This is a genomic window from Bacillus sp. JK62 (assembly GCF_053663455.1).
The window spans coordinates 89,568-101,725 of the sequence record NZ_JBSJQA010000003.1 but is presented as its reverse complement, the minus strand read 5'-3'; the positions used below and the strand labels follow the sequence as shown (position 1 = coordinate 101,725).

14 protein-coding genes are annotated in these 12,158 nt (G+C 48.6%); 6 read left to right on the top strand and 8 right to left on the bottom strand.

Translation table 11 applies throughout. The annotated features are described in order from the left end of the window. Positions 1-306 precede the first annotated feature (306 nt). Entirely contained in the window at positions 307-807 is a 501-nt protein-coding gene (locus ACWJJ4_RS10070) for a universal stress protein (RefSeq protein WP_276123242.1), read from the top strand. Between the two features lie 38 nt (positions 808-845). Here ACWJJ4_RS10070 and ACWJJ4_RS10065 read toward each other — a convergent pair whose 3' ends face one another. Further along, entirely contained in the window at positions 846-1,397 is a 552-nt protein-coding gene (locus ACWJJ4_RS10065; protein WP_060657740.1) for a hypothetical protein, read from the bottom strand. A 108-nt stretch (positions 1,398-1,505) separates the two neighbouring features. On the opposite strand from ACWJJ4_RS10065, the gene ACWJJ4_RS10060 reads away from it, so the two are divergent. After that, a complete protein-coding gene (locus tag ACWJJ4_RS10060; RefSeq protein WP_015388489.1) occupies positions 1,506-2,090 on the top strand; it encodes a TetR/AcrR family transcriptional regulator in 585 nt (194 codons plus the stop codon). A gap of 42 nt (positions 2,091-2,132) precedes the next feature. Here ACWJJ4_RS10060 and dat read toward each other — a convergent pair whose 3' ends face one another. Continuing rightward, complete coding sequence (gene dat / locus ACWJJ4_RS10055; protein WP_146283673.1) at positions 2,133-2,984, bottom strand: D-amino-acid transaminase; 852 nt, start codon at positions 2,982-2,984, stop codon at positions 2,133-2,135. Between the two features lie 256 nt (positions 2,985-3,240). Between dat and ACWJJ4_RS10050 the strand changes: the two genes are divergently transcribed. Then, the gene (locus ACWJJ4_RS10050; RefSeq protein WP_146283674.1) at positions 3,241-4,089 is read left to right on the top strand and encodes a polysaccharide deacetylase family protein; all 849 of its coding nucleotides are present in this window, start codon (positions 3,241-3,243) and stop codon (positions 4,087-4,089) included. A gap of 33 nt (positions 4,090-4,122) precedes the next feature. On the opposite strand, the gene ACWJJ4_RS10045 is transcribed toward ACWJJ4_RS10050, so the two are convergent. The 3 genes from ACWJJ4_RS10045 to ACWJJ4_RS10035 form a co-directional block, all read right to left on the bottom strand. Next, positions 4,123-4,893: an NAD-dependent protein deacylase gene (locus tag ACWJJ4_RS10045; protein ID WP_217904172.1), complete on the bottom strand. Its 771-nt coding sequence runs from the start codon at positions 4,891-4,893 to the stop codon at positions 4,123-4,125. Positions 4,894-4,917: 24 nt separating this feature from the next. Then, positions 4,918-6,033, bottom strand: coding sequence for a mechanosensitive ion channel family protein (locus tag ACWJJ4_RS10040; RefSeq protein WP_007409256.1), 1,116 nt, complete (start codon positions 6,031-6,033; stop codon positions 4,918-4,920). A 163-nt stretch (positions 6,034-6,196) separates the two neighbouring features. Continuing rightward, positions 6,197-6,301 carry a YhdX family protein gene (locus tag ACWJJ4_RS10035; RefSeq protein ID WP_003155299.1) on the bottom strand — a complete coding sequence of 35 codons (105 nt, stop codon included), beginning with the start codon at positions 6,299-6,301 and terminating at the stop codon, positions 6,197-6,199. A gap of 169 nt (positions 6,302-6,470) precedes the next feature. Here ACWJJ4_RS10035 and ACWJJ4_RS10030 point away from each other — a divergent pair, with 169 nt between their 5' ends. The 3 genes from ACWJJ4_RS10030 to crcB are packed head-to-tail and all read left to right on the top strand — an operon-like array spanning position 6,471 to position 7,940. Continuing rightward, positions 6,471-7,187: a glycerophosphodiester phosphodiesterase gene (locus tag ACWJJ4_RS10030; protein WP_077722000.1), complete on the top strand. Its 717-nt coding sequence runs from the start codon at positions 6,471-6,473 to the stop codon at positions 7,185-7,187. 1 nt (position 7,188) lies between these two features. Next, the gene (locus ACWJJ4_RS10025) at positions 7,189-7,584 is read left to right on the top strand and encodes a fluoride efflux transporter FluC (protein ID WP_070081569.1); all 396 of its coding nucleotides are present in this window, start codon (positions 7,189-7,191) and stop codon (positions 7,582-7,584) included. Beyond that, a complete protein-coding gene (gene crcB, locus ACWJJ4_RS10020; protein ID WP_070081568.1) occupies positions 7,581-7,940 on the top strand; it encodes a fluoride efflux transporter CrcB in 360 nt (119 codons plus the stop codon). The genes ACWJJ4_RS10025 and crcB overlap by 4 nt, the downstream gene beginning before the upstream one ends. A 13-nt stretch (positions 7,941-7,953) precedes the next feature. Here crcB and ACWJJ4_RS10015 read toward each other — a convergent pair whose 3' ends face one another. The 3 genes from ACWJJ4_RS10015 to ACWJJ4_RS10005 all read right to left on the bottom strand — a co-directional run bounded on the left by ACWJJ4_RS10015 (position 7,954) and on the right by ACWJJ4_RS10005 (position 12,033). Then, positions 7,954-9,342 carry a hemolysin family protein gene (locus ACWJJ4_RS10015; protein ID WP_003155303.1) on the bottom strand — a complete coding sequence of 463 codons (1,389 nt, stop codon included), beginning with the start codon at positions 9,340-9,342 and terminating at the stop codon, positions 7,954-7,956. 229 nt (positions 9,343-9,571) lie between these two features. Then, positions 9,572-10,816: a beta-ketoacyl synthase N-terminal-like domain-containing protein gene (locus ACWJJ4_RS10010; protein ID WP_454021628.1), complete on the bottom strand. Its 1,245-nt coding sequence runs from the start codon at positions 10,814-10,816 to the stop codon at positions 9,572-9,574. Between the two features lie 32 nt (positions 10,817-10,848). Then, positions 10,849-12,033 (bottom strand): pyridoxal phosphate-dependent aminotransferase, encoded by a 1,185-nt coding sequence (locus ACWJJ4_RS10005; protein WP_146276424.1) that lies wholly within the window; start codon positions 12,031-12,033, stop codon positions 10,849-10,851. Between the last annotated feature and the right edge of the window lie 125 nt (positions 12,034-12,158).

Below are 12,158 nucleotides of genomic sequence, written 5' to 3'. Positions count from 1 at the left end.
TAAAAAAAGACATGAAGCCTCAGCTCCATGCCTCTTATTATTATAAATAAGGTACAGACCCGCCGTTTATGCGCGACTGCCCCGTTTTTAAGCAAATGTTCAGAAAACGGAAGCTGTATGGGAGTCACGCCGGTATTCAGCTGAAGATGAGTTGACAAGCTTTAGTTTTGACATGATCCATACCTCCTTTTTCCCTATATTGTTCCTTCATCATATAAACAAATCCTTTTTTTGTCAATGCAGGTTTTACATTTCTGCTGCACGGGTATTGTAAAACAAACCTTTTTTACTGAAAGGATGAGGCTGATGTTTCACGCAGACCGGTTGATAGCAGCTTTTGACGGAAGTGATGATAGTAAAAAAGCGCTCCAAAAAGCCATAGACCTTTCAAAAACGTTTCACGCGGATTTAACGGTCGTACATTCCCACAATGCAAAAGATACCCAGACGATTGTTGATCCCCCGAGGCCGGGAGCCGGGGCAACGTATATCGTCGGCGGGATTGCAAGCGTTCCTGACCCGCTCCAGGCGGAAAGAATCTCCCCTGATCCGATGATTTATGAAGACCGTACGGAAGAAATCGTTGCGGAAGCGAGAATGCTGATGAACGACAGCCAGATTGACGGGGATATCGACATTTTAGAAGGTGATCCCGCTGATGCCATTATTGAGCATGCCGACCGTATATCGGCGGATTTGATCGTCATGGGGAGCCGGGACCAGAACAGGCTGAAAAAACTTTTATTCGGAAGCGTCAGTGAAAAACTGTCATCGAAATCCGATATTCCCGTGCTGATCGTAAAATAATTCTTTCTGTAAAGCAGCTTAATCAAAAGCTGCTTTTTTTACAGCTCCCGGCTGTTTTTTCTTTTTTTCGGCATCACAAAAAAACTCGCCATGATCAAAAAATCGATGCACAATACGACAGACCAGCCCTTTAACAGTCCGCTGAGCGCTTCGGTGCGGGAAGCGTCCTGAATGAGAAATACCGTTCCGGCTAAAAGAACGCCGCCGATGACAAATGCTAATACATGTCTTCCCCATCCTTTTGCATAATGTTTGGCATAATCCAGTCCGTACCGCTTGACCGGTTTTGCCCCTTCCTTTACCACATAATAGCGGAACCGCTCATCCGCCCATTGAATCATGCTTTTTCCGAAGGCGACAGACACTCCGATATAAACGGCCGCCACTGCATGCGCCATAGTCGCCGCCGCCCCTCTGTATAAATCAGCTGCGGCCGCCAGAAACAGTACGGCATCCAATATAGGAATGAGAGCGAAAAAAAACATTCCGAGCTTTTGCCGCCTGAATATATAGCGCGCCGCCAATCCGAAGATGACAGCCGCCCAAAAAGCAGCCTCACAAATGACAATCAACCAAGCAATCGCGTTCAATCCGGTTCCCCCTTATCGTTTTCTAAAATGCATTGTATCACTGCTTTTTATTTAATACAACTGTATTACAAAATTGCAAGAAAAAATATTTCCTGTTACACTGGAACCATGCCTAAAATAATCGATCATGAAAAAAGAAGAAAACAAATAGCCGAAGCCACTTGGCGGACGATTTTGGAGCGGGGAATGGAAGGAGCGACAGTGAGAAACATCGCCCAAGAAGCGGGTCTTTCTTTAGGCGCGCTGAGGCACTATTTCACCACCCAGGATGAGCTTTTAGGGTATGCGATGACACTCGTAAAAGAAAAAGCGGCCGCCAGAATTAACGAAGTTGCCATGAAAGATCTGCCGCCGAAAGAAAAAGCGGTGCGTCTGATGCTTGAAATTATCCCGACAGACGAAGAAACGATGGCTGAAATGGAGGTATGGTTCGCTTTCACAGCTTATGCCAGACATAAGGGAGAAGAGTTTCAACCCCAGCAGGACGGGATCTTGGCATATATCCGCGGCCTGATTGACTGGCTGGATGAAAATAAGCTTCTGAAACCAAATCTTGATAAAGAAACCGAAGCGGAGAAAATGTACGCTATCGCCGACGGATTGGCGCTGCATGCCATGCTTGAACCTGATCGTCTTTCAAAAGAGAAGATCTCCCGTGTGCTCGTTCAGCATATCGAATCTCTTTTTATCTGACTGAAGCAAAAAGGCCGGATGTGTTCCGGCCTTTTTTTCAGCTTATGACTGAACGCCGAGCTCCTGCTGAATGTGCGACTGAAATGCCTCCTGAATCGTTTTGGCTACAGGTCCCGGCGATCCGCTTCCGACCGGTTTTCCGTCAAGGGTTACGATCGGGATTAATTCAGACGTCGTTGACGAGATGAAAATTTCATCCGCATCTCTGAGTTCGTCTTCGGTAAGAGCCTTCTCCCGCACCTCAATCCCGTTTTCTTTCATCAGCTCTAACAGTTTCATCCGCGTAATGCCGTTTAAAATCAGCTCATTTGCAGGATGCGTCCGGACGGTGCCGTTTATGACGGCGTATACATTGGATGAGGTTCCTTCCGTGACCGCCCCGTCCCTTATCAGCACCGCTTCATAAGCGCCTGCTTCATAGGCTTTTTGTTTTACCATCACATTATACAGTAAATTCAGACTCTTAATGTCACACCTCAGCCAGCGTTTGTCTTCCGCCGTGATGGCCTGCGCTCCGGCTTTTTGTTCATTTTCCGGTTTTTTCACTGAAAAGGTGTATGCCGTCGTCTGCGGCTCCAAACCTTCGTCATACTGGTGCTTCCGCGGCGCCTTCCCTCTCGTCGTCTGTATATAGACCCCGCCGTCAATGAGTTTGTTTTCCTGTACGAGCTTTTGCAGATCCCATTCTATGTCCTCTGCGGAGAACGGCAGGGTGATGCCGATTTCTGCGGCGCTTCTGAAAAGACGGACGATATGCTCACGCAGACCGAATAAGGCGCCGTTATACACTCTGATGACCTCATACACACCGTCACCGAATTGATATCCGCGGTCCTCAATATCAACTGCCGCTTCTTCACGATCAATCAACTGGCCGTTTACTAATGTCTTCATGTAAACCCTCCTAATCGTTATCTGCCGTGATGTGCATTCTCAGCTGTTATTGTCAACTATTCTATCATACTGAACGAGCCGGCTGCGGAGTTTATTTTTTTCTTAAAATCTTATTATTCGACATCTTTTCTATGTCTTTTCCAGTTTTGTTCCTGTATACTTGATTCGACATACATATGCTGTTAACTTATGGCACTTCGCAAGCCTCCGCTGTTATCGGCATTATGCAGAAACTTATGCTACTGGAGAGATTGTTATGCGCAACACAAAAGAAGGTGCTTCCCCTTCTCTGTTTTCATTAGCTTTTAAACTTACGAGTTTAGCAGTTTTGTGCGGACTGCTTCTGGTAATCGTCATAATGGGATATTCCGCTTCCGCCGCAAAAAACAAACAGGTCACCGTGACCGCAAACGGGCAGCTTCGGGATGAAGCAGAAAGCCTGCGGCTGAAAAATGATTCTCCCGACGTCTTAATGAAACATTTGCAGAAAGAGCGTGACCCAGGGAAAAAAACGGTATATTTAACCTTCGACGACGGGCCGTCTCCATATACTGAACAGCTGTTGAATGTATTGAAGGCAAATGGCGCAAAGGCCACTTTTTTTATGCTTGAACCGCGGATGAAAGCCTATAAGCATTCCGTGCAAAGAGCGAAGCAGGAAGGAATCTCGCTCGGCCTGCACGGCGTGACGCACGATAATCACCTGTTTTATCAAACACCGACATCGCCGCTGAACGAAATGCAGCAGGGACGCGATACGCTCGAGACAATCACTGGAGTAAAAACGGATCTTGTCCGCACGCCTTACGGCAGTAAACCGTCATTGACGGATGCCCAGATTAAGAATCTCGAAAAAGACGGATTCGTGTACTGGGACTGGACGATAGACAGTGAAGACTGGAAGTACAAAAACGCACGGTACGTGCCGGAAGTATTGAATCAGCTCGCATATTTGGAAAGCGTTCATACGAGCAGGCCGCATGTCATTTTAATGCATGATCTGCCTGCGACGGTGCACGCTTTACCGAGCCTGATTCAAAAACTGAAAGCCCAGGGCTACTCCTTTGATGTTCTGACAGATCAAATGATTCCCGTCCATGAATAAGAAAAGCCGGATCTGTATATGATCCGGCTTTTTTTATGTCGAAGCGCTGATCCGTTTTGCAAATTCACCGATCTTCTCATGGATGACAAGATCAAATAAATGGTCGCAATATGTCGGCTCAAGGTTAATGATCACCTGCTTCAAACCGGGAATCCGGCCCGCATCCTCAGGGACAAACCTTGCCGGCGCCACTTCAAGCGAAGTGCCGATCACAAGAAGAAGATCGGCTTTATCAAGCTTTTCATAAAGGGTTTCAAAATGCTGAACGAGATCGCCGAACAGCACGACATCCGTTTTTAATACGGTGCCGCATACCGCATGATCACCGATTTCGGCCGTACATTCCGGCACTTCGTCCTTCAGCAGATGAGAAAGCCCGTAGCGCGCTCCGCAGCGGGGGCATGCGGCGGTCTGAATTGAACCGTGAAGCTCATAGACACTGCTGCTTCCCGCTTTCTTATGCAGCCCGTCAATATTCTGCGTGAAAATGTCTACCTGCTTTCCCCGCTTTTCAAGATCCGCCAAATACGTATGGCCGGCATTCGGCTCATAGCTTCCGCTCATTTTCATCTGAAAGAGCTGTTTGAATTTAGGCCAGAATTCACGCGGACGGCGTTCAAAGTATTCCCTGCTCATCGCTTCCATTCTGGAGGTGTCTTCGGTCCATATACCGCCCGCCGAACGAAAATCGGGAATGCCGGATTCCGTGCTCATTCCCGCTCCCGTCAGCACCAGGATACGTTCAGCCTGATTGATCAATGTTATAAACGCTTCCACTCTTCCACCGCCTTTTCTTTTTATCATATCATGAAAAAAGAACGGCGCCTGTTATGCCCGTTCTTTTTCTCCGGAATGATCCTTCACATGAACCGGATCATCGTGGCTCTTCTGTTTTACGAATACATTCTGGCCCGGATAGGCGAACTCCACGCCTTCCTCAGCAAAAATATCAATAATCCGACGGTTGATATCCTGCCGCACGTCCAGGCTTTCCGCCCAGACGATGGTCTTTGTGTAAAAGTTGAAAAACAGATTGTAATAGCTGTCCGCAAACACGTCAAAGTTAACCATAATCGTATCATCATGCACGCCTTCATGTTCACGAAGCATTTCTCTGAGCCTTGTGATGCACCGCTCTAAACGATCAATCGGCGTCGCATAAGAAACACGAACGGAAAACGTGACCTGGCGCTTCGTCATCCTCGTCCAGTTTGTGATGGCTTCCATGGACAGCGTTGAATTGGGTACGGTAACAAGCGCCCCCTGCGCCGTCCGGAACCTTGTGCTTCGGAATGTGATATCTTCAACGCCCCCCGTCACAGATGACGTCTCGACCCAGTCGCCGATCGTAAACGGCTTTTCCGTAATGATGATAATGCCGCCGAAAAAATTGCTGATCGTATCTTTAGCCGCAAGCGCGAAGGCCAAGCCGCCAAGTCCGAGTCCGGCCACGAACCCGTTTACATCATAATTGAATTCCTGCGCGATCACACTGACGCTGAGCGCGAGAATGACAAAGCGCAGCACCTTGGATAAAAACGGCGCCAAAATGTCATCCATATCCAGCTCAAAGCGCTGATTGACTTTATGAAATAAAAACGAAGACGCCGATGTCAGGTTGCAAAGCCCCCAGGCGATCAGCGCAACGATCAGAGAGCGGTATAATTTTTTGACAATATCCATCTGCCCGTCTAAAAACGGCGAATACTCAATCGCCAAAAACAGACCCAGCGCCACGAAAAACCATCTGGCCGGCTTGTCAAACGCTACGGCAATCTGTTTGAATATGTCGGTTTTCGGCTTGTTCGCCAATTTGTAAATGAGCTGAAAAAAGTATTTGACAAACAGTTTTCTCAAAACGAGAAAAGCCGCTAAAATTCCGATGCTGATACTGATCTGCAAAATATGGTCAAGAGTAAAAAAGCTCTGAAATTGTGTCATCATGGCATATGCTCCTTTGTCTTGTCGAAAATCTATTATACTAAAACATTCGGACATCAGCTTGTTTTATTGTCTTTAGGCAGCCTGAAAAACCCCGGCATCAGAGCACAGCCGGGGTTTTTCACACATTCGTTCATCTTTCAGCCAGATACAACAGGGTCAGGCACTATTTCTTCTTTGATTGTGTCTGTTTCAGGAGAGTCGCTTTTTGGATTTCAGCATCGGTTTCGGCCTTAATTCTTTCTTCCACTTTCAATCTCCCTTTTCCCATGATCTCGCCTCCTTTTTGCCATTATAAAACATCACTGCGGATTGTAAACCGAAAAAAGCACTATCTTTATTCCAAAAAAATACTGTTTTGCACATTCACCAGTTTGAATCGCTGTGCATATACGAATCTGATATAATAACAGAAATGCCCATGAGGGGAGCTGACAAGCTTGTATACCATCGCTCATCGCGGCGCATCCGGTTACGCGCCCGAAAATACATTTGCGGCATTTGATATCGCTGCCGAAATGAACGCTGATTTCATTGAGCTTGACGTCCAGCTCACAAAAGACGGCCAGATTGTCGTCATCCATGATGACAAAGTCGACCGGACGACGGACGGCTCCGGTTTTGTAAAAGATTTTACGCTGAAGAAGCTGCAGTCTCTGGACGCCGGCAGCTGGTATGGGGCTGAGTTTAAAGGGGAGCGGATTCCCCTGCTCGAAGAGGTTCTGAAGCGTTATCATTCTGAAATCGGTTTTTTAATTGAACTGAAAGGGCACATTTCTCAAGTCGGTCTTGAAAAAGCAGTCGGCCAGCTGTTAAGCAGGTTTACCTTTTCCATCCACCCTATCGTTCAATCATTCAGTCTCAAGTCGATTCAGACCTTTCACGACATGTATCCGTCCGTTCCGACTGCAATTATCGCAAGACCCAGCTTCGGGATGTTTTCCAAAAGCCAGCTGGCCGCTTACAAATCAGCCGCAAATTATGTCAATATTAAATATACCCGCCTGAATCGGTTCTTGATTTCCACCGCTCACAAACACGGCCTGAAAGTATTTGCCTGGACGGTCAGAAATCACAAGACGGCCGAAAAGCTGCAAATGATGGCAGTTGACGGCATTGTAACTGATTTTCCGGATATTATTTCTAAGGATGGCTGATATGAAACAATACATCGCAATTTTTATCGGAGGCGCGCTTGGCGCATTGCTCCGCTTTGAAATGAGCGCGCACATTCACAGCGGATCTTTCCCGGGTGCCACTTTCCTCGAAAACGCGGCGGGAAGCCTTTTACTCGGTCTTATTACGGGTTATTTCATCATTCGGGCTAAACGCCCTCTTTTGACCGCCTTTTTAGGAACCGGTTTTTGCGGAGGTTTCACGACGATGTCAACCTTCGCAAAAGAAACCATTTTTCTGCTGCAATCGTCTCCCGCAGCGGCTTTTTGTTATGCTGCCGCGACTTTATTCGCTGGTCTTGCCCTTGCATACGCCGGCATTTTTTGGGGACGGCGGATTGCCCTTCACGCAGCGGGAAGGGGGCATGATACGCCATGACGATTGTCCTGATGCTTATCGCGGCGGGTATCGGAGCGGTATTACGGTCTCTGCTGGGTAAAACAATTTCAGAAAGAACAAAAGGTTTTCCGATTCCGCTTGGAATGGCTGCGGTCAACCTGCTCGGCTCCTTCGGCCTCGGCATATTCACCGGATTGGGTCTGGATAATCCTTCTGCCGGCATCATCATCGCGACGGGCTTTTTCGGTGCGTTTACGACCTTTTCCACATTCAGTATTGAAGCCGTGCAGCTGATGATGAACAATCGCATAAAGGAAAGTCTGCTCTACATCGCTGTTTCAGCAGCCGGAAGCCTTTTGGCGTTCTGGTGCGGCTTTGTTATGATATCCATTTAAAAAAACCTTGAGCTTATTTTTCGCTCAAGGTTGCGTTATGAAGCATGACCGTTTCAGGCACGGGCAGCGGGCGGTTTATTGTCCCCTGACCGCCCGGGCGGCCCTGTTCTTCTTTGAGTTCAAGCTGTTTAATAAACCGGCCGTCCATTTCTAATATGAGAGCAGTGTATCCCCCTATTTGTATCGACTCACCCGCACAAATGTCAATATTCCGTTTCAGCACAAGACCGCCGATCGTATCGACTTCCTCTTCAATCTCTGCGCCGAGAAGATGATTCACCTGATCGATCCGAACCTTTCCGTCCAGCACATAATGGCGTTCGGACAGCTTTTGAATCTGCGGCTGTTCGTCCTCATCAAATTCGTCTCTGATATCGCCGACGATTTCTTCAAGTATGTCTTCGGTCGTCACAAGACCGGACGTTCCGCCGTATTCATCAGACAATATCGCCAAATGAATCCGTTCTCTCTGCATTTTTATCAGCAGGTCGTGTATCGGGATCGTCTCGATGACTTCAATCACCGGGCGCACGTAAGACATGATGGATACTTCCGCTTTTTCATCTTCTGTCATAAACAGCAGATCTGAAAAGAGATGCTTCGTATTGATCATGCCGATGACACTGTCTTTGTCCCCGTCCGTTACGGGCCAGCGCGTATATTTGTCTTTCAGCATCATATCAAGCATTTCCGGCACGTCCATATCAGTGGAAACAGCCGCGATTTCTTTTCTCGGGATCATGATTTCCTTGGCGATCCGATTATCAAAATCAAAAATTTTATTCACAAATGTATATTCAGACGGATTGATTTCTCCATTTTTTAAACTTTCTGACAGCAGGATCCGCAGCTCTTCTTCAGAGTGGGAGCCTTCATGCTCAGATGCCGGCTTTAATCCGGCCAAACCGGTCAGAATTCTCGCGGAGCCGTTCAGCACCCAAATAAACGGGAACATGAACACGTAAAATAACCGAAGCGGTCCGGCAATCCATAACGTCAGCTTTTCCGCTTTTTGAATCGCAACCGTTTTAGGCGCAAGCTCACCGACGACGACATGTAAAAACGTAATCAGCCCGTACGCCGCAGCAAAAGCAATCACATGCTCGGCTGAATCCGGCAGCCCCATGCCCTGAAACACAGGATGAAGCATCCGCTCAAATGCAGGCTCTCCCAGTACGCCGAGCCCGATGGATGTGAGTGTAATGCCAAGCTGCGAGGCGGATAAATACTCATCAAGATCCGTAATGATACGCTTTGCGAGCACCGCCCGTCTGTTCCCTTCTGAGATGAGCTGATCGATTCTGGATCTCCTCACTCTGACGATCGCAAATTCACTCGCCACGAAAAACGCCGTTAACGCAATGAGCACACCGATTAAAATCAAACTGTCAATATCGTCCATTTCACCTTATCCCGAATTGAAGGATAAGGACGTCACCTCCTGATTTCATCGTTTTTTCTTAAGCGAGAGGAACGAAATGGGTGATTGACTACACAGAGGGCCCCATCCTGCCACCTCCTAAGTCAAAGCATGATTGTCATTTGTATAGTTTATTGTATCACAACTCCATTCTTTCATCATTTTCAGATTTTTCATCATATAAAAACAGCCTTCAAAAAGAAGGCTGCCGTTATCTGCTTCGGAATTGATTTTCTAAACAAAGCGCCGTATTAATCCCTCCGAATCCCATGCTTAAGCTTAACGCATGGTGTACGGTATGGGCGCTCGGCCCGTCGGTCACCCACTGAAATGAATCGTCAATCGGCTCCGTTAAGTTTCGGATCGGATGAAGCTTGTTTTCCCGCATTTGCAAGAGAACAGCAATGATTTCCACCGTTCCGGCCGCACTCAGACCGTGTCCGGTAATCGATTTTGTCGCATTAATCCGCGCGTGCGACAGGCCGCTTTCAGAAAGCGCCCGGCATTCAGTCTTATCTCCGATCGGCGAACCGGTGCCGTGCGGGTTGATGTAATCGATCTCTTTCGCTGAAAGACCGGCCCGCTCCAGCGCCTGGCGGATCACCGTCATTTCGCCCTCTGCTGAAGGATTCGGGTTGCGGTTCGCATCGGAAGCCATCCCCCAGCCCTTTAAGCCGGCCCACGATCGTGCGCCCCTCTCTTCGGCAGATTCAGCGCGTTCCAGCACAATCGCCCCGCACGCCTCTCCGAATATAAACCCGTCCGTATGCCGGTCAAACGGGCGGCAGGCGGCTTCAGGCCGTTCAGCGTATGTATCAGTGCCCATCGCTCCCAAAGAACGGAGAGCGTGACACTCCATGTACGACAGATCGGCCAGCGCCCCGATCACGATGCACCGGTCAAACAGGCCTCCTATGATTCCTTGAGCAGCCTGGATAACCGCCGCCTGGCCGCTTGCCGACGCGCCGCCGACCGTAAAGGCCGGCCCTTTTATCCCAAATTGCTCCGTGCAAAGCCCCGACAAATCACTATCCATAAAAGAAAGCCCGTATGTCGGATTTACAAATTGCGGCGTTTCACCGTTTTTCTCAAAGGCCTGCAGCAATTCGCGCTGCGTCATATTCGACCCGCCGATGATCAGACCGGTGCGGCTGTGATCAGCGCCGTCTAATTGAGCGTCATGCCACGCTTCATATAAAGCGATAAGCGCCGTCTTTCCTGATAATGCGGCCCTTCGGTACAAGCGCTTCGACAGCGCGTCCGGCGGCGTTAATTCGCTAAGCTCCGCGCCGATAAACGAACTGCCTTTCTGCCGGCCGGGGCGTTTCATCACATCAAAGGCGTGCCGCCCCTCCATGAGCGCAGCGAGAAACGCCTCCTTGCCTTGTCCGACCGCGGTTAAGACTCCGATTCCTGTAATGCTGATGTCTGACGTGCCATTATTTCTCCTCGACATGTGTCCGTTCTCCCATCTTTATGTATTGGAAGCTATGAAGAAAAATCTTGATACAGTGCTTTGAAAATATCGCGCGAATGTCTGATCTGTTCCGAAGGCACGCTGAAAGATAATCGGAAATAGCCGCTTTTTCCAAATCCGCTGCCGGGTACGATCAATAGTTTGTATTTCTGTGCGGCATGCATGCAGAACGCCACCTCGTCTTCAATCGGTGATTTCGGAAAGACGAAAAAGCCTCCTTTCGGCATTTCAAATTCGAAGCCGGCTTCTGTGAGGATGTCCACCATAAGGTCTCTCCGCTTTCTGTAAGGTTCAGCGTCAATCGAAAGATCATCCATTTTCGCCACGGCGCGCTGCATCATGACCGGAGCGTTCACAAAGCCGAGCGTCCGGTTGCAGAAAACGAACGCATCCGTCAGAAGATCGCCCTCAGGCATTTGGGCGTCCGCCGCGATATACCCGAGCCTTTCCCCCGCAATGCCGAGATCTTTACTGAACGAACTGACTAAAATCACGCGGTGATACGCCTGAAACGGATTCGCCTGCTCTTCTCCGTAAATCAGCTGGCTGTACGGTTCATCAAATAAAATAAATATGCTTTGGCCGTTCCGCTCTTCGGCTTCTTTTAATAAGGCGCCCAATTCGTTAAGGTTTTTCTGGCTGAGCACAGTCCCCGTCGGATTATGCGGCGTATTGACGATCAGTCCTTTCGTACGGGGGGTGATCGCACCTTTAACCGCTTCAATATCAATCTCAAATGAGTCAGTCAGCGGGCAGATGACGGGTCTGCCGCGGTAATTTTCAACATACGCTTTATATTCCGCAAAATAAGGCGAAAGAAGGATGACTTCTTCCTCCGGGTTTAAAATGCTCTTCAGCGCGACATTCAGCGCCCCGCCGGCTCCGACCGTCATAACTGTATGCCTGGCGGAAATTTCTGTCTGAAACCGCTCTGACAAAAAGCGGGCAACCTTTTCTCTCGCCTCCGGAAGCCCTTGGTTTTGTATGTATCCGTGCCGTCCTGTTTCAGCCGCTTCGCATAGCGCCTTTTTAAATGTTTCAGGCGGCTCCGCAACCGGATTTCCTATCGAAAAGTCAAACACCTTATCGGCGCCGAACTCTTTTTTCAGCCGAGCGCCTTCATCAAATAGTTTGCGTATCCATGAACCTTTCTCCAGATTCTGTGTCACTTCCCTTGATAAACCGGCCACTGTCATCTGTCCCTTCTGTCTTTTTCTGCCGTTTCTATTTACAATGATTATGAAAGATTTACATGGCGCAGTCAACGCTTTTTCAGACAGCCTGCCGCCCCGTTTCAGGAGAAAGACGGAAAACAATAAAC